The sequence below is a fragment of the Streptomyces sp. NTD91 genome, from assembly GCF_059510455.1.
Map to the genome: position 1 here is coordinate 203,062 of NZ_JCAJZW010000007.1, position 25,900 is coordinate 228,961.

Here is a 25,900-nt window from a genome sequence, read left to right on the forward strand (position 1 = left end):
TCCCAGGCGTTACGCCGAGCGATCCCCGCGCACCGCGAGCGCGAGGAAACGCGCGTCCTCGTCGACGTACGAGGTCATGCGCCACCCCGAGCGTGCCAGCAGCGGACGGAGGTTGTGCTCGGCGCGCAGATCGGTCGGAGTGATTCGGCGGCCCTGACGCGCCGCCAGCGCCGCCCGCCCGATGGGGTGGAACAACGCGAGCACGCCGTCGGGCCGCACCACACGGGCCAGCTCCCGCAGATTCTGCTCCGGCCGCGGCAGATGCGCGATCAGGCCGGCCGCGAACACGGCGTCCAGCACCGACGACTGCAGCGGCAGCGCGGTGACGTCCGCGAGCAGCAGCCGCCCCTCCCGGTGCCGGCCGGCCCGCATCGCGGCGTCGAGCATCGCCGGCGTCAGGTCGGCGCCCAGCACCACCCCGGAGGGGCCGACGGCGGCTCGCAGTGGCGGCAGGGCGCGCCCCGTGCCGCAGCCCGCGTCCAGCACACGGTCACCCGGCCGCAGTCCGACGTCGGCGACCGCTGCCGAGTAGGCGGGGCCGTCGTCGGGGAACCGGCTGTCCCAGTCGGCCGCGCGGGCGGTGAAGAACTCCTGCACATGTGTGTGGTCGTCGCTCATGTTCCGCATGATTCCTCACCGTCGCGGGGGATCCGTAGGCGCACATGTTCGGGCCGGACCCGATCGTTCTGGCGCATCTGGGTGTCATATTCCAACAGCTTTCGAAATGCGCCCCCTTCGTGCGCCCGTGCCCCCCTAGCGTCCCTTGGCCATGGGACACCTGGACCACGCCGCCTTCGGCTGGCTGACCCCCGTGCTGTCGTACGTCATGGCCTGCACGGGTGCTGCTCTCGGTCTGCGCTGCACCGTGCGCGCGCTCGCCACCTCCGGCCGCTCACGCCGGAACTGGCTCGTCACCGCCGCTTCCGCCATGGGTACCGGCATCTGGACCATGCACTTCGTGGCCATGCTCGGCTTCCGTGTCAGTGGCACCGACATCCGCTACAACGTGCCGCTGACCATCCTCAGCCTCCTCGTCGCCGTGTTCGTCGTCTGCGCCGGCGTCTTCACCGTCGGCTACAGCCGCGACCGCAACCGGGCGCTCCTGTTCGGCGGCCTCACCACCGGGCTGGGGGTCGCCAGCATGCACTACCTGGGCATGGCGGCCGTCCGACTGCACGGTGACATCAGGTACGACCCCGTTCTCGTCGGAGTGTCGGTGCTGATCGCCGTCGTCGCGGCGACCGCGGCCCTGTGGGCGGGCCTCAACATCAAGTCGCCCCTCGCGGTCACCGTCGCCTCCCTCGTCATGGGAGCGGCCGTCAGCAGCATGCACTACACCGGGATGTTCGCGGTGAGCGTGCGTGTGGACCCCTCCGGCGCGGCTCTGCCCGGGGCCACGGCGATGCAGTTCATCTTCCCCCTCGCCGTCGGTCTCGGGTCCTACCTGTTCATCACCTCCGCCTTCGTCGCCCTCTCACCCACGGCCGGTGAGCGAGAGGCCTCCGCCTCCGCCCAGCGGCCCGTCGAAAGCATCGCCCGCTAGCGGGAGCCCGGTCCGAGCGCCCCGACCCACGTCCCGAGCGAGGAGGCCATGCGCCCACCCCGTACCAGCCCGAAAGCCGGCAGCCCCGCGCATCCGCCGCGCGGCCGCCGCGCACACGCCGGACCGCCCGCCGCCGAGGGAGCCGGCCGCCCGCTCGGCACACCCGCTGCCAAGACACGCGCGCGTGGCGACCGGCTGCGCCTGCGCCCGCGCACCGTGCGCGCCAAGGTGGTCAGTTTGCTGATGGTGCCCGTCGTCTCGCTGCTCGCCCTGTGGGGGTACGCCACCGTCACCACCGCCCAGGACGTCGCCCGGCTGCGGCAGTCCCAGCGGGTCGACGCCGAACTACGCACCCCGCTGGCCACGGCCGTCACCGCCCTCGAGGCAGAGCGCGCCGCGGCCGTGCGCCACGCCACCGCACCGGGCGCCGACGGCAGCGATCTGCAAGGGCTGGCCGCCCGCACGGACCGGGCCGTGGCCAAGCTGCGGCTCGGCGGCAACAACACCGTCGCCGACAGCGAGGAACTGCCGGCGGGCGTCTCCGGGCGCCTCAACGACTTCGTCACCGGCGCCGAACACCTGCGCGCCCTGCGTGCCGCCGTACTGGACCGCAGGGCCGGCTGGGACACGGTCTACGCCCAGTACACGAAGACCATCGGTGCGGCCTTCGCCGTGGACGGCGCCCTCAGCGGCATCCAGCGGGCCGATGTCGGTTCCGACGCGCGCGTGCTGCTCGAATTCAACCGCGCCGGCGAGGCATTGGCCCAGGAGGGCACCCTGATCGGCAGCGGGCGGCTGCAGGGCGAACGGCTCCGGCTGTTCGGCGCCGCCGTCGCCGCGCGCCGTACCCTCACCGATGCCGCCGTCATCGACCTGCCCGACCCTCAGCGCGCCGTCTGGCGGAACCTGGCCGACAGCGGCCCCTACACCGCCCTCGACGCCGCCGAGGACAAGATCATCGCCTCCGGCTCCGGTGCCCGACCGGCCGACGCGGCCGCCTGGAACGCCGCTCACGCGCGCGTGCAGGACGGCATGCAGGGCATCGCGGCGGACACGGCCCGCGCCGTCGCCGGCCGCGCCGACCCGTTCACGCGCGGCCTGCTCAGCACCGCGGGCGCCGCCGTGCTCCTCGGTCTGGTCGCCGTCGCCATCTCTCTCGTCATCTCCGTCCGTATCGGCCGCGGCCTCGTGATCGAACTCGTGAGCCTGCGCAACGACGCCTTGGAGATCGCCCGTCGCAAACTGCCCGAGGCGATGCGCAGACTGCGCGCGGGCGAGGAGATCGTCATCCAGGCCGAGGCGCCCGCCGGACCACCCGCCGAGGACGAGACCGGTCAGGTCTCGGAAGCCCTGACCACCGTCCACCGCGCCGCCTTGCGCGCCGCCGTGGAGCGCGCCGAACTCGCCAGCGGCATCTCCGGAGTCTTCGTCAACCTGGCACGCCGCAGCCAGGTGCTGGTCCACCGCCAGCTCAGCCTCCTGGACAGCATGGAGCGCCGCTCGGAGGACCCCAACGAGCTGGGTGACCTGTTCCGGCTGGACCACCTCACCACGCGCATGCGGCGGCACGCCGAGAGTCTGATCATCCTCTCCGGCGCCGCACCGGGGCGGGCCTGGCGCATGCCGGTGTCCCTGACCACCGTCGTACGGGCCGCCGTGTCCGAGGTCGAGGACTACGCGCGCGTGGAGGTACGCCAGCTCCCCGAGGCCCTTGTCATCGGCGCCGCCGTCGCCGACCTCACCCACCTGCTCGCCGAACTCGTCGAGAACGCGGCGCAGTTCTCACCTCCGCACACACGCGTGCGCGTCACCGGCGAGCCCGTCGGCAACGGCTACGCGCTGGAGATCGAGGACCGCGGACTCGGCATGGGTCCCGAGACCCTCGCGGAGGCCAACCGCCGTATCGAACAGTCCGAGGCCCTCGACCTGTTCGACAGCGACCGACTCGGGCTCTTCGTGGTCAGCCGCCTCGCCTCCCGGCACGGCGTCAAGGTGCATCTGCGGCCCTCCCCCTACGGAGGCTCCACCGCCGTCGTCCTGCTGCCCACCGCCCTGCTCCACAGCGGCGCGGCCGAACACGCCTCGCACCACGGCGAGCAGGCCCCTCACGAGCGGGGACGCGAGTACACGCGCGTGCCCGGCGTGAGCGAGCGCCAGGAGGCCGTCGCCGCGCTGTCGGACCGGCCGGCCCTCGCGGCCACCGTTCCCGGCCCGCACGCCGCAGCCGACGAATTGGGTCCGCACGCGACCGCCGACGAGACCCCGCCCCCCGGAGTCACTGCCCTGAGGCTGCACCGATCGCCCAGCGACCCCGAGAACACCGACGATCTCCCACGTCGTGTGCGCCAGGCGAACCTCGCCCCCCAGCTGCGGAAGCAGCGCGCCGAAGCACCCGCACCGCAGACCGCACGGCACAACGACGATCGGCGTACCCCCGAACTGGTCCGGGACCGCATGGCGGCCTACCGCGACGGCTGGGCTCGCGGCGGCGGCCGACGGCCGGGCCGCGGTGCCGCCCCTGAACCCGAAACGGGCACGCACAACAGCGAAGGAGACCCGGCATGATCCAGGACCCGAACACGAGGGCCGGACAGCGCTCCGGCGAACTGGACTGGTTGCTCGACGACCTGGTGATGCGCGTGAGCGAGGTACGGCACGCCGTCGTACTCTCCAACGACGGACTGGCCGTCGGCGCCTCCACCGACCTCGCCCGGGAGGACGCCGAGCACCTCGCCGCCGTCGCCTCCGGCTTCAACAGCCTGGCCAAGGGCGCGGGGCGGCACTTCGGAGCGGGCGGCGTCCGCCAGACGATGGTCGAGATGGACGACGCGTTCCTCTTCGTCGCCGCCGCCGGCGACGGCTCCTGCCTGGCCCTGCTCACCGCCGTCACCGCCGACATCGGACTCGTCGCCTACGAGATGGCCCGCCTGGTCAAGCGGGTCGGCGAGCACCTCTACACGGCGCCGCGCGTGGTAGCGCAGCCGCCCGCAGCCGGATGACCCCGTAAGGGCGCCACAGATGAACGAGAACCAGAACGGCCCGTGGGAGCCACCGGGCGGCCAGTGGTACGACGGCGAGGCCGGACCACTGGTGCGCCCCTACGCGATGACGGGCGGGCGCACACAGCCGGGTCCCACCGGGGTGCGCTTCGACCTGATCGCCCTCGTCACCCTGGACCCCGTGGCCCCGGCGCTCGACGACGTCGCGCTCGGGCCCGAACACCGGACCCTGGTCGAGCTGTGCCGCACCGAAACCCAGTCCGTCGCCGAACTCGCCGCCGACGCCGACCTTCCGGTCGGGGTGATCAGGGTGCTCCTCGGCGACCTCCTGGAACTCGGCTGCGTGGTCATCAGCCGTCCCGTGCCCCCGGCCCACCTGCCCGACGAGCGAATTCTCCGCGAGGTCATCGAGGGATTGCGAGCGTTGTAGATGAACGTTCCGAAGCCGCCGGACGCCGCGCCACGTCCCCGTCCGTGCACCATCCGCCCTCGACCGGACACAAGTCGGTCAGATCAGGTGCGATTCGGTCCGACCACCCCAAGACACCGCTCCGTTGTCATGATGCTGCCTTCGCGCCCGCAGCACACGGACGCCGACCGCAGCCGGTCCTCCCGAGAGAAGTGATCATGCTCACCGAGACTTCCGACACCGTCGGCGACACCTCCGCCCTGGCGCTGAAAATACTGGTAGCCGGGGGGTTCGGGGTCGGCAAGACGACCCTGGTCGGGGCCGTCAGCGAGATCCGGCCGCTGCGCACCGAGGAACTCCTCAGCGAGGCCGGACAACTGGTGGACGACACCGACGGCGTGGATCAGAAGGTCACCACCACCGTCGCCATGGACTTCGGACGTATCACGATCCGCTCCGGTCTGTCCCTGTACCTCTTCGGCACACCCGGACAGGACCGCTTCTGGTTCCTGTGGGACGAGTTGTCCCAGGGTGCCCTCGGCGCCGTCGTCCTCGCTGACACCCGGCGTCTGGAGGACTGCTTCCCCGCGGTCGACTACTTCGAGCATCGGCGCATCCCGTTCGTGGTCGCCGTCAACTGCTTCCCGGGAGCCCGCGCCTACGGCGCCCACGACGTCTCCCGCGCCCTCGATCTGGACCGCGGCACCCCGGTGGTGCTGTGCGACGCCCGCGACCGGGACTCCGGCAAGGAAGTCCTGATCAGGCTCGTGGAGTACGCCGGGCGGATGCACACAGCCCGACTGCTGGACTCGGTCGGCTGAGCCCGCCCCTCAGGCCGCCAGATCCTTCACGGCCACCACCTGGTCGACCGGCACCCGGACCAGCAGCTCGCCCGGAACGCCGTTACGGGCGCCGTACTCCTCGGCACGCTCCTCGCCCATGTACCGGGCGGCGATGCGGGTGGCCCAGTGCCGCACCTCGTCCAGGTCCCGAGACAGCCGTGCCCGGCCGCTCAGCACCACGAAGTGGAACGGCGGCCGATCGTCGTCCACGCACAGGGCCGCGCGCCCGTCGCGGGCGAGATTGCGCCCTTTCACCGTTTCCTCACCGGTGTTGAAGACGAGTTCGTCACCGTCCAGCAGAAACCAGATCGGGGCCACATGAGGGCTCCCATCGGCGCGAACGGTGGACAGTTTGCCCGTCCTGGTGCCGTGCGAGACGAACGCCCGCCATTCCTCGTCGGTCATCTTCTGTGCCATGCCCCCATCCTGCTTGCCCGTACGCCGGACGTGGGGAAGGCTGGCGGAGAGTTCCTCCAGCCAGGGGGAGACATCACAGGGGGAGACGGAGATGGCGCAGAACCAGGGACTCGGCTGGCTCCTGGACGATCTGACCGAGCGAGTGGACGATGTGCGGCACGCGCTGGTCCTGTCGAACGACGGCCTGGTCACGGGCGCGAGCACGGGACTACGCCGTGAGGACGCCGAGCATCTGGCCGCCGTCGCGTCCGGGCTGCACAGCCTGGCGAAGGGATCGGGACGCCACTTCGGTGCCGGCAGGGTGCGCCAGACCATGGTGGAGTACGACGATGCGGTCCTGTTCGTGACCGCGGCAGGCAGCGGCAGTTGTCTGTGCGTGCTCAGCGGAGCGGAGGCCGACATCGGCCAGATCGCCTACGAGATGGCGCTGCTCGTCAATCGTGTGGGCGAACACCTCGGCGTCGACGCCAGGAAACCGGAAAGAACCCCCACCGCAGAGGCCTGACCCGCAGGTTCTTGGCCCTCCGCAGAGTTGTCCACAGGGCTGACACGTGGTGCGTCGATGCGGCTACGGTGGGTGCACGGCGAACGCACAGGGCGTGAGCCGATGACTCCACGGGGGAGTACGACCATGTCGTCGAACACGTACAGCCGTCCCCGGTCCGCCACCTGCACGCCGAGCCGTGCCGCTCGGGAACTGGGCCTCAAACGAGGTGAGTTCGACCTCGCCGTGCACCTCGGCCATGTCCGGACCGTGCCCGACGAGGGTGGGGGAGGACTGCGGAGGGTGCAGCGGGCCGAGATCGACCGTCTGCGCGCGCAGGAGGGACATCCCGAGGCGCTGCGCCGGCGCGTGCGGGTGGTGGGCACCACCGAGGGCGCCGCACTCGTGGAGATCCCCGTCGGGCGGTTCACCCGCCTCGCCCGCTCGGGCCTTCTCCTGCCGGTGAAGTGGTACCTGAACCGCTATCGAGTCGTGGTCTGGCTCTATCTGGCGGAAGACCTGCGGCAGTTCGTCTCCGACGCCAAGAACGCGCACCTGCTCAAGGGCCGCGCGCCCGAGAACCTGCGCGGCCAGTTGGCGGCCGGTGTGGACCTGCGTGCCCGCAACTGGCGGGGACGTCACCTCGGGTTCCTGCTGCGCCAGGCCGAGGACCCGTGGGTGCGGGCCGGAGCCGTGGCCGCCTTCCTCTCGCCCGTCGAGATCGCCGACGTCGTCGAAGATCCTCAAGAGCGTGCCTGCCTGCACCGCTTCCGGCCCACACCACCCGGTCAGGGCACTCCGGGATCGCCTGCCGCACATCTCGCCGAGCGGATCACGACCGCGCAGGATGCGGACGAGATCGAGTGGCTGCGCAGCGACCTGGCCCACTTGCTGGCGGAGGCCCGCGCTCTCGCACCGGCCCCGAGTCCGGTCCCCCGCCATGGCGCAGCGCCGGTCCGACGAGCGGTCGCTCGGCCCATCCCGCCCCTGGCTGCGACGGTCACACGCCCTGCGGGCCCGCCGGCACCTGGCTGGGTGGAGCCCGGTGAGAACCCGCCTGCGGCACGGGTGCCGAAGCCGCTGCCGCACCCGCCCGAGCCGACGCGCGAGCCCGCGAGCCGGGCGTTCGCCTGGCACGCCGCGCCGGTGATGCGGGCGCCTGCGCCGCCTCCGCGGCCCCGCCAGGACCACCGCCGGGCCGAACCGGCCCCGAGCCACCCCACCAGCGGTCTGCGGGCCTGGCTGCGGCGAAGAAGCCCCCGTCCCGTGCGGCTCTGAGCCACTCGGCCGCGGGCTCAGGTGGCCAAAACGCCGCCCGTCGATTCCCGCACCGATCCGTCACAGAGTCCTGAAAAGGCCTTCCTGGACGACCGACACGAGCAGCCGGCCCTGCCGGTCGTAGATACGCCCGCGAGCCAGGCCTCGGCCACCGGTGGCGATCGGCGACTCCTGGTCGTACAGGAACCACTCGTCCGCGCGGAACGGCCGGTGGAACCACATGGCGTGGTCCAGCGAGGCCATGTCGAAGTTCCGCGGGCCCCACAGGGGTTCGACCGGGATGCGGACCGCGTCCAGCAGAGTCATGTCGCTGGCGTAGGTCAGCGCGCACGTGTGGACCAGCGGGTCCTCACCGAGCGGTCCGACCGCGCGCATCCACACGGCGCTGCGCGGTTCGGCCCCCTCGATCTCCTCGGCGTTCCAGCGCAGCCGGTCGACATAGCGGATGTCGAAGGGCTGGCGGCGCGCCATCCGCTCCAACTGTTCCGGCAGCGCGCCCAGGTGCTTGCGGATCTCGTCGGAGACCGTCGGCAGCGATTCCGGGTCCGGTATCTCACGGGCCGGTGGCAGTTGGTGCTCGAACGGTCCTTCCTCAGGCTTGTGAAAGGAGGCGGTCAGATTGAAGATCGTGCGGCCCTGCTGCACGGCCGTGACCCGGCGTGTGGTGAACGACCGGCCGTCGCGGACCCGCTCCACCTGGTACACGATCGGTACACCGGGCCGGCCCGGGCGCAGGAAGTACGCGTGCAGCGAGTGCACGGGGCGGTCGCCGTCCGTGGTGCGGCCGGCGGCGACCAGCGCCTGGCCCGCCACCTGGCCGCCGAAGACCCGCTGCAGCGACTCCTGCGGGCTCCGCCCACGGAAGATGTCGACCTCGATCTGCTCCAGGTCGAGCAGGTCGACCAGCCTTTCCGCCGGGTTCGTCATCGGTGGGTTTCTCCTTGGCTCACAACCGGTCGACAACCGCTCACAGCTGACCCACGTCGGTGACCCGGACGACGGCACGGCCCTCGGCGTCCGAGGCCGCGAGGTCGACCTCCGCGCTGATGCCCCAGTCGTGGTCCCCGTTCGGGTCGTCGAAGATCTGGCGGACGCGCCAGACGCCGTTCGCCGGCTCCTCGTTGATGACCAGCAGCTTGGGGCCGCGGGCGTCGGGACCGGTGCCGAGGTCGTCGTACTCGTCCCAGTACTTGTCCATCGCCTCACCCCAGGCGTCCGAGTCCCAGCCGGACTCGGCGTCCATCTCGCCCAGTTCCTCGACCTGGTCGAGGGCGGCCAGCTCGACGCGCCGGAACATGGCGTTGCGGACCAGGACCCGGAAGGCCCGCGCGTTGGTGGTGACCGGCTTGACCTCGTCGGCCTTCTCCTGGGCCTCCTCGGCGGTCATCTCCTCCGGGTTCGCGAGCTGCTCCCACTCGTCCAGCAGGCTGGAGTCCACCTGGCGCACCATCTCCCCGAGCCACTCGATCAGGTCCTGCAGGTCCTCGGACTTGAGGTCGTCCGGGATGGTGTGGTCGAGCGTCTTGTAGGCGCTGGCGAGGTAGCGCAGCACGATGCCCTCGGTGCGGGCCAACTCGTAGAAGGAAACCAACTCGGTGAAGGACAGTGCCCGTTCGTACATGTCACGGACGACGGACTTCGGCGACAGCGGGTGGTCCCCGACCCATGGGTGGCTCTTGCGGTAGGTGTTGTACGCGTGGAAGAGCAGTTCCTCCAGCGGCTTCGGGTAGGTGATGTCCTGGAGGCGCTCCATGCGCTCCTCGTACTCGACGCCGTCCGCCTTCATCGCGGCCACGGCCTCGCCGCGCGCCTTGTTCTGCTGGGCGACGAGGATCTGCCGCGGGTCGTCCAGGGTGGACTCGACGACGGACACCATGTCGAGGGCGTAGGACGGCGACTCGGGGTCGAGGAGTTCGAACGCGGCGAGCGCGAACGTGGACAGCGGCTGGTTGAGCGCGAAGTCCTGCTGAAGGTCGACCGTGAGCCGGACGATGCGGCCCTCGGCGTCGGGCTGGTCGAGCTTCTCCACGATGCCGCCGTCGAGCAGCGAACGGTAGATCGCGATCGTCCGGCGGATGTGGCGCAGCTGCTGCTTGCGCGGCTCGTGGTTGTCCTCCAGGAGGTGACGCATCGCCTTGAACGCGTTGCCCGGGCGGGCGATCACCGACAGCAGCATCGTGTGCGTCACCCGGAAACGCGAGGTCAGCGGCTCCGGCTCCGAGTCGATCAGCTTCTGGAAGGTGTTCTCCGTCCAGCCGACAAAGCCCTCCGGCGCCTTCTTGCGCACCACCTTGCGCCGCTTCTTCGGGTCCTCGCCCGCCTTCGCCAGCGCCTTCTCGTTCTCGATGACGTGCTCCGGCGCCTGGGCCACGACAAGTCCCGCCGTGTCGAAACCGGCTCGCCCCGCGCGGCCCGCGATCTGGTGGAACTCCCTGGCCCGCAGCGTGCGCACCCGGCTGCCGTCGTACTTGGTGAGGGCGGTGAACAGCACCGTTCGGATGGGTACGTTGACGCCCACTCCGAGCGTGTCCGTCCCGCAGATGACCTTCAGCAGGCCGGCCTGCGCGAGCTTCTCCACCAGGCGCCGGTACTTGGGCAGCATGCCGGCGTGGTGCACCCCGATGCCGTGCCGTACGTAACGGGAGAGGTTACGGCCGAACTTGGTGGTGAAGCGGAAGTTCCCGATCAGCTCGGCGATCTGGTCCTTCTCCTCGCGCGAGCACATGTTGATGCTCATCAGCGCCTGCGCCCGCTCCACGGCCTGCGCCTGCGTGAAGTGCACGATGTACACCGGGGCCTGCTTGGATTCCAGCAGATCGGTGAGGGTCTCGGTGAGCGGGGTGAGCTTGTACTCGTAGGAGAGCGGCACCGGACGGGTCGCCGAGCGGACCACCGAGGTGGGGCGGCCGGTGCGGCGCGTGAGGTCCTTCTCGAAGAACGACACATCGCCCAAAGTGGCCGACATCAGAATGAACTGCGCCTGGGGGAGTTCCAGCAGCGGGATCTGCCAGGCCCAGCCGCGATCGCCCTCGGCGTAGAAGTGGAACTCGTCCATGACGACCTGGCCGACGTCCGCGTGCTTGCCGTCGCGCAGCGCGATGGAGGCCAGCACCTCGGCGGTGCAGCAGATCACGGGAGCGTCGGCGTTCACGGAGGCGTCGCCCGTGAGCATGCCGACGTTCTCGGTGCCGAACAGCTTGCACAGCTCGAAGAACTTCTCCGACACAAGCGCCTTGATGGGGGCCGTGTAGAAGGTGACCTCGTCCCGGGCCAGTGCTGCGAAGTGCGCGCCCGCGGCGATCATGCTCTTGCCGGAGCCGGTGGGCGTCGAGACGATCACGTTCGCCCCGGAGACCACCTCGATCAGCGCCTCCTCCTGGTGCGGGTAGAGGGTGAGGCCGCGCTCCTGCGCCCACGACTCGAAGGCTTCGTACAGGGCGTCGGGGTCGGCGGTCGGCGGCAGCTGATCGATGAGGGTCACGCACCCATCTTGCCTGGCCTTGTCCCCGAGAGGGGAATCGGCTGGGAGCGCGAAGATCACGGCCGCTACGCTGTGGCGCCGACGCAACGTCGGCGCACCAGGTCAACTGGACAGCGGTACACAAGGAATGGGGCGGGAAGCGGCCATGATGGGACCAGCACACTCACTGTCGGGGGCCGCGGCCTGGCTCGGGGTGGGAGCGGCCGCCGCCGCGGCCGGGCATCCGATGCCCTGGCCGGTGCTCCTCTGCGGTGCCTTGATCTGTGCCGGCGCCGCGCTCGCCCCGGACCTCGACCACAAGGCGGCCACGATCTCCCGTGCCTTCGGGCCGCTCTCCCGCTGGGTCTGCGAGATCGTGGACAGGCTGGCATACGGCGTCTACAAGGCGACCCGGATGAAGGGCGACCCGCGTCGCTCCGGAGGGCACCGCACGTTGACGCACACCTGGCTGTGGGCGGTGCTGCTCGGCGCCGGCTGCTCGGCGGCGGCGATCGCGGGCGGCCGGTGGGCGGTGCTGGCGATCCTCTTCGTTCACATGGTGCTGGCGATCGAGGGCCTGCTGTGGCGGGCGGCGCGCGGCTCCAGCAGCGACGTGCTGGTCTGGCTGCTGGCCGCGACCACCGCGTGGATCCTCGCGGGCGTCCTGGACAAGCCGGGCAACGGCTCCGACTGGCTGTTCACCGCGCCGGGCCAGGAGTACATGTGGCTGGGGCTGCCGATCGTGCTCGGCGCGCTGGTGCACGACATCGGGGACGCCCTGACGGTGTCGGGCTGCCCGATCCTGTGGCCCATCCCTGTGGGCCGCAAGCGCTGGTACCCCGTGGGGCCGCCGAAGGTCATGCGGTTCCGCGCCGGGAGCTGGGTGGAGCTGAAGGTGCTGATGCCCATGTTCATGCTGCTCGGCGGTGTGGGCTGTGCGGCGGCGCTCAACGTGATCTGAGGCGCCCCTGCCGGAGTGGCCGGCCGAGCGGTGGATCAGGTGGTCTCTCCGGTCCCGGCCCCGCCGTACCGGCGCTCGAAGCGGGCGATGCGGCCTTCGGTGTCGACCGTGCGGGCCTTGCCCGTGTAGAACGGGTGGCTCTCGGAGGAGATCTCCACGTCGATCACCGGGTAGCTCCGGCCGTCGTCCCACTCGATGGTCTGCTCGCTCTGCGCGGTGGACCGGGTCAGGAACGCGTAGCCGGCGGCGCGGTCGCGGAAGACCACGGGATGGTAGTCGGGGTGCTGGTCCTGCTGCATGGCGGCTCCTGGTGCGGGGCGTGCGGGCAGGGGGCGTGCGGATCAGCTGGGGAGGGAGTCCTCGTCGACGACGTGCATCGCTGCCTCCTCGGCGGAGGCGGCGGCGCCGTCGATGCCGACGTCCGTGGCGACGAGGGCGGCCTCGTCGTCCTCGTGCGCCCCCTCGTCCGGGGCCACCAGCCGGCCGGAGCGGCGGTTGCCGACCTCGTTGTCGAGCAGTTCCCCGTCGGTGTCGCGGTCGCCGATGTCGTCGCCGTCGGGGTCGGCCTGATCGGGCAGCTCTTCGGCGAGCCGCTGGTCGAGCGTCTCACCTGCCTGACGCTCGGCCGCAGTCACCCCGACGTGCTCCACAGCCCACGGACGCTCCGGAGGGGACCAGCCACGGTCGAGCGGGTCGTCGACGCCGTCGAAGTCCAGTGTGTCCTCGACGTCGAGCACACCCGTGTCCTCCCGGACCTCCATGGGATCGGGATCGGGCTGGTAGACGTCGTCCCCCCAGCCGTCGACGCTGTCCACGAGTACCTCCAGGTGGTGAGGACGGCCATGCGCCACCGTAGGCGGCGACGGGTCGCCGACACGTGCGGCCCGGGTGTCACATACCGCGAACCGGACGGTTGCGGGGCATTTCCCAAGCCTGTGCCGTTCTCCAGACTTCCACCCCTGGTCGGGACCGCGCAACGGCACGAGCGCGGGTCACCGCCCGGGCTGGGACAGCGGCACCGCCGCGGGCACCCTGGGCGTCCGCGCGCCATGACCTGGCAGCCCGAAGTACCGGCGGATCCCCCTTCGTGCTCACCCGCCGTGGCCTGCCTGCCGGAAGGGCTGGCAGACCTGGCCTCCCGCCCGCCGCGCGCCGCCTCGATCCGCGAAGCCTCAGCAGGTCCGGCATCGCGGCCGTCGGCCCCAGCCGTGCGGCCGGAAGCGCAGGCAGACCTGGCTGCGAGCCTCCGCGCCGTGACCGGGCCGGCCCGAGCCCCGACGTGCGCCGCCTCCGCACACTCGCCCGGCCGGGCCCCGTTGTCCCAGGCGCCGGTGGTCCCCATGACTCGCGCGCTTGCTGCGAGCCGGCTCTTCCTGTCGGCGGCCGTCACCGCTGCCAGGCGGCCGTCCCCGGCCTCGGCGGTCGTCGGTGCGGCGCCCGATGGCCTTGCCGTGGTCGCAGCCGACGGCGACACCGGGACGGCGGTGACCGGCACCAGCGGGCGGCCCCGCGCGGCCGAGCCGGTCGTCCGCCTGCTCACCGGATCCTCAGCCGTGCCAGGACCGCCACAGAGCCGCGTACGCGCCGTCCGCCGCGACCAGCTCGTCGTGGCTGCCCAGTTCGCTGATGCGGCCGTTCTCCACGACGGCGATCACGTCGGCGTCATGGGCCGTGTGCAGGCGGTGGGCGATGGCGACCACGGTACGGCCGTCCAGTACGCGGGCCAGGGAGCGTTCCAGATGCCGGGCCGCGCGCGGGTCGAGAAGCGAGGTGGCCTCGTCGAGGACCAGCGTGTGAGGATCGGCGAGGACCAGCCGGGCCAGCGCGATCTGCTGGGCCTGCGCCGGGGTCAGCGCCAGCCCCCCGGAGCCGACCTCGGTGTCCAGGCCGCCGTCCAGCGCCCGTGCCCAGCCCTGTGCGTCGACCGCGCCCAGCGCCGCCCACAGCTCGGCGTCCGAGGCTGCGGTGCGGGCCAGCAGAAGATTGTCGCGCAGGGAGCCGACGAAGACATGGTGTTCCTGGTTGACCAGGGCGACGTGGGAGCGGACGCGTTCCGCCGGCATCCGGGACAGCTCCGCCCCACCAAGGGTGATTCGGCCGTCGCGGGGTGCGTAGATCCCCGCGAGCAGTCTGCCCAGGGTGGACTTGCCCGCGCCCGAGGGGCCCACCAGCGCCAGCCGGGTGCCCGGTGCCACCTCCAGGGACACCTTGCAGAGCACGTCGACGCCCTCCCGGTAGCCGAAGTGGACCCGGTCGGCGTGCACGTCCCGCCCGTCCGGCGCCAGCGAGGCGTCCCCGGCGGCGGGCTCGATCTCCCGCACACCGACCAGCCGGGCAAGCGACACCTGGGCCACCTGCACCTCGTCGTACCAGCGGAGGATCAGGTTCACCGGGTCGACGAGCATCTGCGCGATGAGCGCGCCCGTGGTCAGCTGCCCGACCCCGATCCAGCCGCGCAGGACGAACACCCCGCCGACCATCAGGACCGAACCGAGCACGACGACGTGGACGGCGTTGATGACCGGGAAGAGCACGGACCGCAGCCAGAGCGTGTACCTCTCCCAGGCGGTCCACTCCTTGATCCGCCGCTCCGACAGGGTGACCCGCCGGTCACCGAGCCGATGTGCCTCGATGGTGCGGCCCGCGTCCACCGTCTCGGCGAGCGCCGCGGCGACGGCGGCGTACCCGGCGGCCTCGGAGCGGTAGCCCGAGGGAGCCCGCTTGAAGTACCAGCGGCAGCCGGACACCAGCACCGGCACGGCGAGCAGCACGGCGGCCGCCAGCGGGGGAGCCGTGACGACCAGCCCGCCGAGCAGCAGCAGCGCCCACACCACGCCGATGGCCAGCTGCGGCACGGCCTCACGCATGGCGTTGGCGAGGCGGTCGATGTCGGTGGTGATGCGGGAGAGCAGATCGCCGGTGCCTGCCCGCTCCAGCACACCCGGCGGCAGCCCGACCGACCGCACCAGGAAGTCCTCGCGCAGATCGGCCAGCATCCGCTCGCCGAGCATCGCACCGCGCAGTCGCACCTGCCGGACGAACACGGCCTGCACGCCCAGCGCGAGCACGAACAGGGCGGAGGCCAGGCCCAGATCAAGCTTCCGCGACCGGTCCGACACCTGCTCGACCAGGCCGCCGAGCACGTACGGACCCACCATGGAGGCGAGCACCGCCACCGTGTTGACGCCGATGAGGAGGAGGAAGGACCGGCGGTGCCGGCGGAACAGTTCTACGACATAGGCGCGCACGGTCGCGGCCGCGCCGACGGGCAGGGTGGCGCCGGTCGTCGGGGCCGCCGGGTCGTACGCCGGGGGCGCAACGCCGATCATGCGCTCTCCTCCATCTCTTCCAACTCCTGGCGCGCGCCCACCAGGGCGCTCTCCTCGACCGCGGCCAGTTCCTCGTCCGTCTCCCGGGTGACCACGGCCCGGTATCGAGGTTCGCTGTCGACCAGTTCCCGGTGCGCGCCGACCGCCACGACCTCGCCGTCGTGGACCAGGGCGACGCGGTCCGCGCGGTCGAGCAGCAGCGGCGAGGAGGTGAACACCACGGTCGTGCGTCCCGAGCGCACCTGGCGCAGTCCGTCCGCGATCCGCGCCTCGGTGTGTGAGTCGACCGCTGAGGTCGGCTCGTCCAGCACCAGCACCCCGGGGTCCGTGACCAGTGACCGGGCAAGCGCGAGTCTCTGGCGCTGCCCGCCGGACAGGGAGCGCCCGCGCTCGGTGATATGTGTGTCCATCGGGTCGGCGGTGGCCGGCGATCCCTGGGCAAGCGCCTCCAGGACGTCGTCGCACTGCGCCGCGGCCAGCGCGTCCGCGGCGCGTACGGCTCCCGAGGAGGGCACGTCGAACAGGTCGTGCAGTGTGCCGGACAGCAACACCGGGTCCTTGTCCTGGACGAGGACGGCGGTGCGCGCGCTGTCCAGGGGAAGTTCGTCCAACGCGACCCCGCCGAGCAGCACCGAGCGGCCCGGCTCGGTCGGGTGGCCGCCCAGCCGCTCCGCGAGCCTGCCCCCCGCGTCCGGATCACCGCAGACCACGGCGGTGAGACGGCCTGCCGGGGCGAGCAGGCCGGTGACGGGGTCGTACAGGTCGCCGCCCGGCACCTCCGACTCACGGGTGCCCGCGGTGGCCGTGGACCGCTGCAGCGACAGCACGCGGGCCGCCCGTTTGGCCGACGGGCGGGAGAAGGAGTACGCCATGGCGATCTCCTCGAAGTGGCGCAGCGGATAGTTGAGAATCATGACCGCGCTGTAGACGGTGACGAGTTCGCCCACGGTGATGTGGTTCTGGCGGGCCAGCTGGATTCCGTGCCAGACGACCGCGATGAGCAGCAGCCCGGGCAGCAGAACCTGGACGGCGGAGATCAGCGACCACATCCGGGCGCTGCGCACTGCGGCGTGCCGCACCTCCTGCGAGGCGCGGCGGTAGCGGTCGAGGAACAGCTCCTCACCACCGATGCCGCGCAGCACCCGCAGCCCGGCGACGGTGTCCGAGGCCAGCTCGGTGGCCCGACCGGCCTTCTCGCGTTGCACGTCGGCGCGGCGCGTGGCACGGGGCAGCAGCGGCAGCACCGTGAGGGCCACGACGGGAAGCCCGATCGCGACGACGATCCCGAGGGCGGGCTGGTAGACGAGGAGGCCGACGCAGACCACGACGACCGTCAGGGCGGCCGCGGTGAACCGGGAGACCGCCTCGACGAACCAGCCGATCTTCTCGACGTCGCCGGTGGAGACCGCCACCACCTCGCCCGCGGCGACTCTCCGGGTCAGGGCGGAGCCCAACTGAGCGGCCTTGCGGGCCAGCAGTTGCTGGACGCGGGCGGCCGCCGTGATCCAGTTGGTCACGGCAGCCCGGTGCAGGAAGGTGTCACCGAGGGCGATGCCCGTGCCGCACAGCAGCATCAGACCGCCTGTCAGGGCCAGCCGGCTGCCTGAGCGGTCGACGACCGCCTGGACGGCGAGGCCGACACAGAAGGGCAGGGCCGAGACGGAGACGAAGTGCAAAAGGCCCCAGGCGAGAGACTTCAGCTGCCCGCCCAGCTGGTTCCGCCAGAGCCACCACAGGAATCGGGGGCCCGAACGTGCGTCCGGGGTGCCCGGATCGGCGTACGGAAGGTCTTGGATCTGCATGGCGTCCCAGTGGCTCGTGTCAGGGAGGGAACAGGAAGGAGAGAAGAGGAGGGGAGGAGAGGAGAGGGGGCGAGAAGCGGTGACAGGCCGTGAAAGGTTCGCGTCGCCCCGTGGTGAATTTCAAACGGTTTTCCTGGCGGAGGCCGAAGTCCACCGGCTTCCGGCCACCGGTCGACGTACGCGGCCGGCCCGGCACCGAGCGCAGGAGCGCGACGCACACGACCCGACCGGGACACCGATTGCGCCCTTCTCCGGACGCGTCATTGCGGCGGGCCCCGACTCTCCGTAGAACACCGGCCATGAGAAGAGGAATGGTCATGTCCATGCTCGCCGGAGCGACCCTCCTGGTGAGCGTTCTTCGGCACGGGAGCCGCCGTGGCCCAAGCGGCCGACGTCCCGGCTGAGTTCGGCACCGACTGGCACGACCCGGTCACGGCGGCGCCACCCGTCGAGCGGCCGCACAACAAGTCGTGCCAGGTCACGCTCGCCGACGCACAGTTCCGCGACTTCACGCCCTACCGGGGCGCATACAGCCCGCCCCAGGGGTGCGGCGACCGATGGAGCAAGGTCGTCCTGCGGCTCGACGGCAAGGTGAAGGGCCGTCAGTACGACCGCCTCGGCTATCTGCACGTCGGCGGGGTCGAGATCCTGCGCACCTCCACCCCGGAACCTTCGCCCGACGGCATAGAGTGGCACGTCGAGAAGGACGTCACCCGCTACAGTGACACGTTCCGCAGCCCGCAGGACGTCGAGATGCTGATCGGCAACGTCGTCGACGACACCTGCACCGGCGTGATCGACGTCGACGTCACCCTGACCTTCTACGCGGGCCGCCCCACGGAGCGGACCCCCGACCGCGTTCTCACCCTCGCCGACACACCCGACGGTACGACCCTCACCGCGCCGCGCAACAGCGAGCGGATCGTCGCCGAGGTCTACGCGACCGGTTCGGGCGGCGGCTGCGAGGAATTCTGGTACCTGACCGTGGCGGACCCGGCGTCGTACTCCTGCAAGGCCGATCACGGCCCCTACCGCGAGGTGCAGATCAAGGTCGACGGCCGGCTCGCCGGACTCGCCGCACCGTTCCCGAACGTCTGGACCGGCGGCTGGTCCAATCCGTTCCTCTGGTACGTGATTCCGGCGCCCAGTGCCTTCGACGTCCGGCCGCTCACCTACGACCTCACGCCCTTCGCGGGCCTGCTCGACGACGGCGGTCCGCACCGCGTCGAGGTCTCCGTCGTCGGGGTGCCCGCGGGCCGGCAGGGCTGGAGCGCGCCGGTGAACGTGCTGGTCTGGCAGGACGCCCACCGCGCGCGGGTGACGGGAGCGTTGACCGAGGACAAGGCGACGGACATCGCCAACTCCTCGACTTGCACGCCCGGTTCGCAGAACCGTGTCGACACCGTGGCCGGACACCGGCTCACCGTCTCCGGATACCTCGAGACCTCGCACGGCCGCGTCACCACCACCGTCGTCCGAACGCTCGCCAACACCTCCGTCCACCGCTGGACCGACGGCGAGAACACGGACGGACTGGACGCGACCTGGACCGACGACCAGAGGGTCGCCGTCGGGGGAGGCGGCCCCAGGCGGTCGACGCACACCCACCGGACATACACCATGAACGCCGCGACGACCATCGGCACGGACGACCGGCGCACCGTACTCACCCTCGGCGACCGCGCGTCGGTCGCGGAACTGCGGGACGGCCGGCGTACCGCGTGGTCGCGTCTCGACGACACCTACAGCGGCGACGCCGCGTTCACGATCAACGTCCCGCGCGACCAGCGGCACGCGGTCGGCACATCGAGCGAGCGCTACCGGCTGTACGGCTCCGACGGCTCCGACGGCTGCTACGACCGTTCGCTGAGCACGGTTCAGGGAGCTTTGACGGAGGACCGCGAGCGCTGTTGAGCACGGCCGTGCGGGGCGCGTGGCGCGCGCTGCGACGGACACGGCAGTGACATGGTCCGCATGCGGACGGAACCTGCGGCGCCGAGCCGTGCACCGGGGTGGTGCGCGGCCCGCTGGGGCTCAGTAGCTCTTTGCACCGTCCCCCTCGATCAGGGTCTCGAGCAGGACGCCGAGCATCTGGCGCTCCTTCTCGGTCAGCGGCGCGAGGATCTCCTCGGCCGCCGAGCGGCGGGCGCCGCGCAGCTCACGCAGGGTCGTACGGCCCTCGTCCGTCAGCTCGATGCGTGTCACCCGTCGGTTCGCCGGATCCGGCACCCGCCGCACCTTCCCGCTCGCCTCCAGCCCGTCGACCAGCGTCGTCACCGCGCGCGGCACCACTTCCAGGTGCTCGGCGAGATCGGCCATGCGCGGGGGCGAGGCATAGTGCGCGAGCGTGCGCAGCAGCCGGGACTGGGCCGGGGTGACACCCACGTCGTTCCGTTCCAGATGGCGTTTTTGGATGCGGTGCACCCGGCGGGTCAGCCGCAGCAACTGCTCGGCGAGCAGGCCGTCGGGATCGGGGGAGCTCATGCGGGAACAATATCAGGGTGCCGTTCATTGTGAGTATAGGTAACAATGAGCTACGATCCGTTCGTCATCGTCGGCCGACCCCTGACCGGCGCCCGTTCACCTCCGTAGGAGCCCATGCACCCCGACCGCGCACCGTCCTGGACCCCGCCTGCCGACGCCAACGAACAGCCCCGGCAGGTGCGCCGCATCCTGAAACTCTTCCGTCCCTACCGTGGGCGGCTCGCGATCGTCGGCCTGCTGGTCGGCGCCTCCTCGCTGGTCTCGGTGGCCACGCCGTTCCTGCTCAAGGAGACCCTGGACGTCGCGATCCCCCGCGGCCGCACCGGCCTGCTCAGCCTGCTCGCGCTCGGCATGATCCTCAGCGCCGTCCTCTCCAGCGTTTTCGGCGTGCTTCAAACGCTGATCTCGACCACCGTCGGCCAGCGCGTCATGCACGACCTGCGCACCGCTGTCTACGGCCGGTTGCAGCGCATGTCGCTCGCGTTCTTCACACGCACGCGCACCGGCGAGGTGCAGTCCCGGATCGCCAACGACATCGGGGGCATGCAGGCCACCGTCACATCGACGGCCACCTCCCTGGTCTCCAACGCCACGAGCGTCGTCGCCACGATCGTCGCCATGGTCGCCCTCGACTGGCGGCTCACGATCGTCTCGCTGCTCCTGCTGCCGGTGTTCGTGTGGATCAGCCGCCGCGTCGGCAACGAACGCAAGAAGATCACCACGCAGCGGCAGAAGCAGATGGCCGCGATGGCGGCCACCGTCACCGAGTCGCTCTCGGTCAGCGGCATCCTGCTCGGCCGCACCATGGGCCGCTCCGACTCGCTCACCGCGTCCTTCGCCGAGGAGTCCGAGCGCCTGGTCGACCTGGAAGTGAAGTCGAACATGGCCGGGCGCTGGCGCATGGCCGTGATCACGATCGTCATGGCCGCGATGCCTGCCGTCATCTACTGGACAGCGGGCCTGGCCATCCAGTTCGGCGGCCCCGAGGTTTCACTGGGCACCATCGTCGCCTTCGTCTCGCTTCAGCAGGGACTGTTCCGCCCGGCCGTGAGCCTGCTCGCCACCGGCGTCCAGATCCAGACCTCCCTCGCGCTCTTCCAGCGCATCTTCGAATATCTCGATCTGCCCATCGACATCACCGAGCGTGAGCGGCCGGTCCACCTCGACCAGATCAAGGGCGAAGTCCGCTTCGAAGGCGCCGAGTTCCGCTACGACAACGACGACACGGCGCGCCCCGTCCTCGACGGCATCGACGTCGTCGTTCCCGCGGGCGGCAGCCTCGCCGTCGTCGGCCCGACCGGCGCAGGCAAGTCCACACTCGGCTATCTGGTGCCCCGGCTCTACGACGTCACGGGCGGCCGCGTCACCCTGGACGGCGTCGACGTCCGGGACCTCGACTTCGACACCCTCGCCCGAGCGGTCGGCGTCGTCTCGCAGGAGACGTACCTCTTCCACGCCTCGGTCGCCGACAATCTCCGCTTCGCCAAACCGGACGCCACCGACGAGGAACTGCGGGCCGCGGCCAGAGCGGCGCAGATCCACGACCACATCGCCGCGCTGCCCGACGGTTACGAGACGGTCGTCGGTGAACGCGGTCACCGCTTCTCCGGCGGTGAGAAGCAACGACTCGCGATAGCCCGCACGATCCTGCGCGATCCGCCGGTCCTCCTCCTCGACGAGGCGACGAGCGCGCTCGACACCCGCACGGAGGCCGCCGTCCAGGAGGCCATCGACGCCCTGTCGGCCGACCGGACGACGATCACCATCGCCCACCGCCTGTCCACGATCCGCGGCGCCGACCAGATCGTGGTCCTCGAATCCGGACGGGTGGCCGAACGCGGCAGCCACGAGGAACTGCTGGAACAGGACGGGAAGTATGCCGCGCTGGTGCGCCGGGACGCACAGCTGGAACCGGCGAGTTGACGCTGCGACCAGCGAGCTGAATATATGCCGGGTTTATGCGCTTATACATATTATCGTTCCGGCATGCAGACGAAGATTCCGCCAGGGAGCAGGATTCGACCGACACACCGGGGAAGGCTCGCCCTCGTCGTGGCCGGCGTCGTCGTGACGGGCGCCGCCGTGGCGATGGCGCTGCTGACGCTGAACCGCGGAGCCGGGCAGGAGCGGACCGTCACGCTGGTCGTCCCGGAGGGCCGGCGCGCGAGCCAGGTGTACGACGCGATCGACAAGGCCCTCGGGCTGCCTCCCGGCCGCACGCGCCAGTCCGTCGGAAGAGCCGGCCTGAAGCTGCCGAGTGACGCCGCGGGAAACCCGGAGGGCTATCTCTTCCCGGCGACCTATCGCCTTCGGAGGGGAGCAACGCCCGAGTCCGTGCTGCGTTCCATGGTCGACACGGCCAGGGACAAGTTCGACGCGGCGCCGGTCGCGGCCGGGGCACAGCGCAAAACGATGAAGGTCTACCAGGTCGTCACCATCGCCAGCATCGTCCAGGCCGAAGCCGCGACCACGACGGACATGGGCAAGGTCGCCCGGGTCGTCTACAACCGGCTGGAGCGCGGAATGCCCCTGCAGATGGACTCGACGATCAACTACGCGCTGAGCCGCAGTACCGTCCGTACCAGCCAGGAGGACACCCGCATCGACAACCCGTACAACTCCTACCAGCGCAGGGGCCTTCCGCCCACACCGATCGACAACCCCGGCGAGCAGGCGATGCGCGCAGCGCTCGATCCGACGTCCGGCGACTGGCTCTACTTCGTAACTGTCCGGCCGGGAGACACCCGCTTCACCTCCGACTACGCGACGCACCTGCGCAACGTGGCGGAGTTCAACGCCCTCCAACAGCGCGGGCGGCGGAGTCCGGCCGCGCAGCCGTCCTCGGCTGGCTGAGCCGGCGGCACGTCATGCGGCGACGGGCTGGTCCTGTGCCAGCAGCCGCCTTATGTCCCGGACGGCCGCGCGGCCCGCCCGGTTGGCGCCGATGGTGCTGGCCGATGGCCCGTAGCCGACGAGATGGACGCGCGGGTCGGCCACCGCGCGGGTGCCCTCGACCCTGATGCCGCCGCCCGGTTCCCGCAGCCGCAGCGGACGCAGATGGTCCAGTGCGGCCCGGAACCCGGTTGCCCAGAGGATGACGTCGGCGGTGACGTGCCGGCCGTCGGCCCATGTCACGCCGTCCGGAGTGATCCGGTCGAACATCGGCTGCCGGTTCAGGACACCGTCCGCGAGCCCCTGCCGTACCGCGTCGTTGAGGGGCAGCCCGGTGACCGAGACCACACTGCGCGGCGGCAGCCCCTGGCGCACCCGCTCCTCGACCAACGCGACGGCCGCGCGGCCCGCGTCCTCGTCGAACGGTCCCTCGCGGAACACCGGAGGCCGCCGGGTGACCCAGGTGGTCGCGGCCGCGTACGGGGCCAGCTCCAACAGGTGCTGCGTGCCCGAGGCGCCGCCGCCCACGACGACGACCCGCTTGCCGGCGAACTCCTCCGGCCCGGCGTACTGCGCGGTGTGCAACTGCCGCCCGCGGAAGGTTTCCTGACCTGGATGGCGCGGCCAGAAAGGCCGGTCCCAGGTGCCCGTCGCGTTGATCAGCGCCCGCGTCGACCAGGTGTCGTCCGAGGTCTCCACGAGCAGCCGCCCCTCATCTCCTTCGCGTACCGCCCGCACGTCGACGGGACGGTGTACGCGCAGGTCGAAGGTGCGCTCGTACCGGTCGAAGTACTCACCGATCACCTTCGCCGAGGGCCGCGCGGGATCGGCGTCGGTCAGCTCCATCCCGGGCAGCGCGTGCATACCGTGCACCTTGCCGTACGTCAGCGAGGACCACCGGAACTGCCAGGCGCCGCCCGGCGCGGGGGAGTGGTCGAGGACCACGAAGTCGCGGTCCGGCTCGAATCCGGTGCGCCGCAGATGATAGGCACTGGACAGCCCGGCCTGACCGGCGCCGATGACGACGACCTCGATCTCACGCAATTCGTTCACGCTTCTACTAACTGGGAATCGAGGGTGGATCTTCCCAGGATCCGGTGAGCCGCACAGCCCGGGGGCTCCCGAGCCACAGAGTCGGGGCACCGAGGCGACATCGGAGTCCGGGAGCCTGGGAGCGGGGGGATCGAGGCCGGAGCCAGGGCTCGGGAGATCGGCAGCCCGCAGCCCGACGCCGAAGCCGACAGCAGCCTCAGACCGCAGGTCGCAGCTCGTCGACCGGAGTCCCGAGTGAGGAACCGGCGGCCGGAGCCGCAAACCCGCACGCCGGCAATCCGCAGCCGTGGTCCGGTGGCCAGAGGCCAAAGCCGGAACTACCGGTCCGGAGCCGGAGCCGGAGCCGGAGCCGGAGCCGAAGCCGCGGCGCGGGGTGTGGATCGTCCCGAGGCCCGGCACCCCGCCCCGCCCGCCCGGTTCAGCGTCCGCTGGACACCAGCAGCGGCGCGCCGCTCCCGGCCGCCGCTGCCGTCGTACGAGCCGGCAGACCGCGTGCGGACACTTCCGGGATCACGCCCTCACCGAACCAGTACGCCTGGGCGTCGACCCCGCGGATCCCGGCGTACACGTCGAGATGGAGCGGGAAGGTCACACCGAGCGTGAGGATGGCGATCTTCGGGCCTCACCGATGCCCGAACCAGATGATGAACAGAGGGATGAGAGCGACGGACGGCACGGGTGGACCGTTCGTCTCGCCGGGGCAATCGCGCCGCGGGGTGTGAAACCCCGGGCGTGGGTCAGGATGGGGGCATGCCAGAAGCCTTCACCACCCGAATGCTGAACGTCACCACCGGCTCCCGGGAACGCGTGGTGGACCTCACCGCCGACTGCGAGGAGTTCCTGCGCGAGGCGGCGGCCGGCCGCGACGGCCTGCTCAACATCTTCGTCCCGCACGCCACTGCCGGGATCGCCCTCATCGAGACGGGCGCCGGCAGCGACGACGACCTCCTCGCCGCCCTGCACACCCTGCTCCCCGCCGACGACCGCTGGCAGCACCGCCACGGCAGCCCCGGCCACGGCCGCGACCACGTCCTGCCGGCCATCGTCCCGCCCCACGCGACCCTCCCGGTGATCGGCGGCCGCCTTGAACTGGGCACCTGGCAGTCGGTCTGCCTGGTCGACACGAACAGGGACAATGCCAACCGTCAGGTGCGGCTGAGCTTCCTGGGCTGATCCATGTGCCGGAACCGCGGCGTCGACTTCCGGCCGCACCGAATGCCGCCGGGCCCGTGGTGATCGGCTCAGTGTGTCAGGTTTCCCTGCGTGGCCGGATGACGGGATGTGAACCCACGAACTTCGTTCCGAGCGAGGTTCGTTCGTGCACCACAGCGGTTGCTCGGCGGTATGCCCGGTCAGGTCCTTGGGTGCGGTGACCGGGCGATCTGGGTGGGCTTGGGGAGCGGGTTTCTGGCTCCCCCCGAGACCTCCGTCATCGGCCACGCCCGAGGCCTCCAGTGCCGGGCGGGCTTCCGGAACGGCGGCTCCGCCGTCGAGTCGGGCACCTTCGGCCTGACGGCATCCGCAGATGTGTCCGTGCGTGTCGGCATGCCGGAACGCCCCGGGGACGGGCTGACCCGGCAGCGGGAGGCGGCGCTCGACGTCTGGCTGGCTGTGCGATGCCGCCGGTGCGTGTGCTCAACGATTCGCTGTGCGCACGCGCGGTGGCCACCGCCGGCTCGAAAGTGCCCGGGGGGACGCGCCCGACCACGATCGCGATGGTGTCCCGCCAAGTGGTGTAGGAATCCGGACCAACTCGCTCCGGCGACCGCTTCTTCGGCAAGCACCGTCGAGATTCGGCGACACGGAATCAGTAGGCGTGCCGGTCGGGCTTCGTCTCCCAGACTTCGTATGCGCTCGCGCCCAGCTCCGGGTGGATCTGCTCGATATGGATCCGGCGCTGGTCCAGCGGCTTCTGGAAGTCCTCGTACTGGAAGACGTCATCGAAGC

At 71.1% G+C, this 25,900-nt stretch carries 20 protein-coding genes and 3 pseudogenes; 12 read left to right on the forward strand and 11 right to left on the reverse strand.

The window, feature by feature from the left end; translation table 11 throughout:
- Positions 1-9: 9 nt before the first annotated feature.
- On the reverse strand, positions 10-618 hold the full coding sequence (locus AC5WRT_RS11260) for a class I SAM-dependent methyltransferase (RefSeq protein ID WP_496092839.1): 609 nt from the start codon (positions 616-618) through the stop codon (positions 10-12).
- 151 nt (positions 619-769) lie between these two features.
- On the opposite strand from AC5WRT_RS11260, the gene AC5WRT_RS11265 reads away from it, so the two are divergent.
- The 5 genes from AC5WRT_RS11265 to AC5WRT_RS11285 all read left to right on the forward strand — a co-directional run bounded on the left by AC5WRT_RS11265 (position 770) and on the right by AC5WRT_RS11285 (position 5,772).
- Positions 770-1,543: an MHYT domain-containing protein gene (locus AC5WRT_RS11265; RefSeq protein ID WP_496092840.1), complete on the forward strand. Its 774-nt coding sequence runs from the start codon at positions 770-772 to the stop codon at positions 1,541-1,543.
- A 48-nt stretch (positions 1,544-1,591) separates the two neighbouring features.
- Positions 1,592-4,108 (forward strand): sensor histidine kinase, encoded by a 2,517-nt coding sequence (locus tag AC5WRT_RS11270; RefSeq protein ID WP_496092841.1) that lies wholly within the window; start codon positions 1,592-1,594, stop codon positions 4,106-4,108.
- Complete coding sequence (locus AC5WRT_RS11275) at positions 4,105-4,542, forward strand: roadblock/LC7 domain-containing protein (protein ID WP_496092842.1); 438 nt, start codon at positions 4,105-4,107, stop codon at positions 4,540-4,542. The genes AC5WRT_RS11270 and AC5WRT_RS11275 overlap by 4 nt, the downstream gene beginning before the upstream one ends.
- A 19-nt stretch (positions 4,543-4,561) precedes the next feature.
- Positions 4,562-4,972, forward strand: a complete 411-nt coding sequence (locus AC5WRT_RS11280) for a DUF742 domain-containing protein (protein ID WP_496092843.1) — start codon at positions 4,562-4,564, stop codon at positions 4,970-4,972.
- Between the two features lie 197 nt (positions 4,973-5,169).
- Positions 5,170-5,772: a GTP-binding protein gene (locus tag AC5WRT_RS11285; protein WP_496092844.1), complete on the forward strand. Its 603-nt coding sequence runs from the start codon at positions 5,170-5,172 to the stop codon at positions 5,770-5,772.
- A gap of 9 nt (positions 5,773-5,781) precedes the next feature.
- Here AC5WRT_RS11285 and AC5WRT_RS11290 read toward each other — a convergent pair whose 3' ends face one another.
- Entirely contained in the window at positions 5,782-6,210 is a 429-nt protein-coding gene (locus AC5WRT_RS11290; protein WP_496092845.1) for a PPOX class F420-dependent oxidoreductase, read from the reverse strand.
- A 91-nt stretch (positions 6,211-6,301) separates the two neighbouring features.
- Here AC5WRT_RS11290 and AC5WRT_RS11295 point away from each other — a divergent pair, with 91 nt between their 5' ends.
- A complete protein-coding gene (locus tag AC5WRT_RS11295; RefSeq protein WP_496092846.1) occupies positions 6,302-6,715 on the forward strand; it encodes a roadblock/LC7 domain-containing protein in 414 nt (137 codons plus the stop codon).
- Between the two features lie 126 nt (positions 6,716-6,841).
- A pseudogene (locus AC5WRT_RS11300) lies at positions 6,842-7,681 on the forward strand (DUF6397 family protein); the annotation flags it as partial.
- Positions 7,682-8,032: 351 nt separating this feature from the next.
- On the opposite strand, the gene AC5WRT_RS11305 reads toward AC5WRT_RS11300, so the two are convergent.
- Both AC5WRT_RS11305 and AC5WRT_RS11310 read right to left on the reverse strand, forming a co-directional pair.
- Positions 8,033-8,899, reverse strand: a complete 867-nt coding sequence (locus AC5WRT_RS11305; protein ID WP_496092847.1) for an acyl-CoA thioesterase — start codon at positions 8,897-8,899, stop codon at positions 8,033-8,035.
- Positions 8,900-8,939: 40 nt separating this feature from the next.
- Positions 8,940-11,453: a DEAD/DEAH box helicase gene (locus AC5WRT_RS11310; protein WP_496092848.1), complete on the reverse strand. Its 2,514-nt coding sequence runs from the start codon at positions 11,451-11,453 to the stop codon at positions 8,940-8,942.
- Positions 11,454-11,598: 145 nt separating this feature from the next.
- On the opposite strand from AC5WRT_RS11310, the gene AC5WRT_RS11315 reads away from it, so the two are divergent.
- A complete protein-coding gene (locus tag AC5WRT_RS11315; RefSeq protein WP_496092849.1) occupies positions 11,599-12,393 on the forward strand; it encodes a metal-dependent hydrolase in 795 nt (264 codons plus the stop codon).
- 35 nt (positions 12,394-12,428) lie between these two features.
- Here the strand turns inward: AC5WRT_RS11315 and AC5WRT_RS11320 are convergent, their stop codons facing one another.
- From AC5WRT_RS11320 to AC5WRT_RS11335, 4 genes are all read right to left on the reverse strand, one after another.
- Positions 12,429-12,692, reverse strand: a complete 264-nt coding sequence (locus AC5WRT_RS11320; RefSeq protein WP_496092850.1) for a type B 50S ribosomal protein L31 — start codon at positions 12,690-12,692, stop codon at positions 12,429-12,431.
- A gap of 42 nt (positions 12,693-12,734) precedes the next feature.
- The gene (locus AC5WRT_RS11325) at positions 12,735-13,208 is read right to left on the reverse strand and encodes a DUF5709 domain-containing protein (protein WP_496092851.1); all 474 of its coding nucleotides are present in this window, start codon (positions 13,206-13,208) and stop codon (positions 12,735-12,737) included.
- 732 nt (positions 13,209-13,940) lie between these two features.
- Entirely contained in the window at positions 13,941-15,722 is a 1,782-nt protein-coding gene (locus AC5WRT_RS11330; RefSeq protein ID WP_496092852.1) for an ABC transporter ATP-binding protein, read from the reverse strand.
- Positions 15,719-17,524, reverse strand: coding sequence for an ABC transporter transmembrane domain-containing protein (locus AC5WRT_RS11335; protein WP_496092853.1), 1,806 nt, complete (start codon positions 17,522-17,524; stop codon positions 15,719-15,721). The genes AC5WRT_RS11330 and AC5WRT_RS11335 overlap by 4 nt, the downstream gene beginning before the upstream one ends.
- A 299-nt stretch (positions 17,525-17,823) precedes the next feature.
- Here AC5WRT_RS11335 and AC5WRT_RS11340 point away from each other — a divergent pair.
- Positions 17,824-19,438, forward strand: a pseudogene (locus tag AC5WRT_RS11340) (peptide-N4-asparagine amidase).
- 120 nt (positions 19,439-19,558) lie between these two features.
- Here AC5WRT_RS11340 and AC5WRT_RS11345 read toward each other — a convergent pair.
- Positions 19,559-20,008, reverse strand: coding sequence for a MarR family winged helix-turn-helix transcriptional regulator (locus tag AC5WRT_RS11345; RefSeq protein WP_496092854.1), 450 nt, complete (start codon positions 20,006-20,008; stop codon positions 19,559-19,561).
- Positions 20,009-20,122: 114 nt separating this feature from the next.
- On the opposite strand from AC5WRT_RS11345, the gene AC5WRT_RS11350 reads away from it, so the two are divergent.
- Entirely contained in the window at positions 20,123-21,931 is a 1,809-nt protein-coding gene (locus tag AC5WRT_RS11350; protein WP_496100183.1) for an ABC transporter ATP-binding protein, read from the forward strand.
- Positions 21,932-21,994: 63 nt separating this feature from the next.
- Positions 21,995-22,861: an endolytic transglycosylase MltG gene (gene mltG / locus AC5WRT_RS11355; protein ID WP_496100184.1), complete on the forward strand. Its 867-nt coding sequence runs from the start codon at positions 21,995-21,997 to the stop codon at positions 22,859-22,861.
- A gap of 12 nt (positions 22,862-22,873) precedes the next feature.
- Here mltG and AC5WRT_RS11360 read toward each other — a convergent pair whose 3' ends face one another.
- A complete protein-coding gene (locus tag AC5WRT_RS11360; protein WP_496092857.1) occupies positions 22,874-23,953 on the reverse strand; it encodes an NAD(P)-binding domain-containing protein in 1,080 nt (359 codons plus the stop codon).
- A 418-nt stretch (positions 23,954-24,371) separates the two neighbouring features.
- Positions 24,372-24,629 (reverse strand): annotated as a pseudogene (locus tag AC5WRT_RS11365) (hypothetical protein); the annotation flags it as partial.
- Between the two features lie 74 nt (positions 24,630-24,703).
- Here AC5WRT_RS11365 and AC5WRT_RS11370 point away from each other — a divergent pair.
- Complete coding sequence (locus AC5WRT_RS11370; RefSeq protein ID WP_496092858.1) at positions 24,704-25,126, forward strand: secondary thiamine-phosphate synthase enzyme YjbQ; 423 nt, start codon at positions 24,704-24,706, stop codon at positions 25,124-25,126.
- Positions 25,127-25,900 lie beyond the last annotated feature (774 nt).

Excerpts from the sequence above, each read along its gene's own strand:
- AC5WRT_RS11305 (WP_496092847.1), bottom strand. The coding sequence starts at position 8,899 with ATGACGAACCCGGCGGAAAGGCTGGTCGACCTGCTCGACCTGGAGCAG.
- AC5WRT_RS11285 (WP_496092844.1), top strand. The coding sequence starts at position 5,170 with ATGCTCACCGAGACTTCCGACACCGTCGGCGACACCTCCGCCCTGGCG.
- AC5WRT_RS11260 (WP_496092839.1), bottom strand. The coding sequence starts at position 618 with ATGAGCGACGACCACACACATGTGCAGGAGTTCTTCACCGCCCGCGCG.
- AC5WRT_RS11275 (WP_496092842.1), top strand. The coding sequence starts at position 4,105 with ATGATCCAGGACCCGAACACGAGGGCCGGACAGCGCTCCGGCGAACTG.
- AC5WRT_RS11295 (WP_496092846.1), top strand. The coding sequence starts at position 6,302 with ATGGCGCAGAACCAGGGACTCGGCTGGCTCCTGGACGATCTGACCGAG.
- AC5WRT_RS11280 (WP_496092843.1), top strand. The coding sequence starts at position 4,562 with ATGAACGAGAACCAGAACGGCCCGTGGGAGCCACCGGGCGGCCAGTGG.
- AC5WRT_RS11330 (WP_496092852.1), bottom strand. The coding sequence starts at position 15,722 with ATGATCGGCGTTGCGCCCCCGGCGTACGACCCGGCGGCCCCGACGACC.
- AC5WRT_RS11290 (WP_496092845.1), bottom strand. The coding sequence starts at position 6,210 with ATGGCACAGAAGATGACCGACGAGGAATGGCGGGCGTTCGTCTCGCAC.
- AC5WRT_RS11270 (WP_496092841.1), top strand. The coding sequence starts at position 1,592 with ATGCGCCCACCCCGTACCAGCCCGAAAGCCGGCAGCCCCGCGCATCCG.
- AC5WRT_RS11345 (WP_496092854.1), bottom strand. The coding sequence starts at position 20,008 with ATGAGCTCCCCCGATCCCGACGGCCTGCTCGCCGAGCAGTTGCTGCGG.
- AC5WRT_RS11350 (WP_496100183.1), top strand. The coding sequence starts at position 20,123 with ATGCACCCCGACCGCGCACCGTCCTGGACCCCGCCTGCCGACGCCAAC.
- AC5WRT_RS11265 (WP_496092840.1), top strand. The coding sequence starts at position 770 with ATGGGACACCTGGACCACGCCGCCTTCGGCTGGCTGACCCCCGTGCTG.
- AC5WRT_RS11335 (WP_496092853.1), bottom strand. The coding sequence starts at position 17,524 with ATGCAGATCCAAGACCTTCCGTACGCCGATCCGGGCACCCCGGACGCA.
- AC5WRT_RS11320 (WP_496092850.1), bottom strand. The coding sequence starts at position 12,692 with ATGCAGCAGGACCAGCACCCCGACTACCATCCCGTGGTCTTCCGCGAC.
- AC5WRT_RS11370 (WP_496092858.1), top strand. The coding sequence starts at position 24,704 with ATGCCAGAAGCCTTCACCACCCGAATGCTGAACGTCACCACCGGCTCC.
- AC5WRT_RS11315 (WP_496092849.1), top strand. The coding sequence starts at position 11,599 with ATGATGGGACCAGCACACTCACTGTCGGGGGCCGCGGCCTGGCTCGGG.
- mltG (WP_496100184.1), top strand. The coding sequence starts at position 21,995 with ATGCAGACGAAGATTCCGCCAGGGAGCAGGATTCGACCGACACACCGG.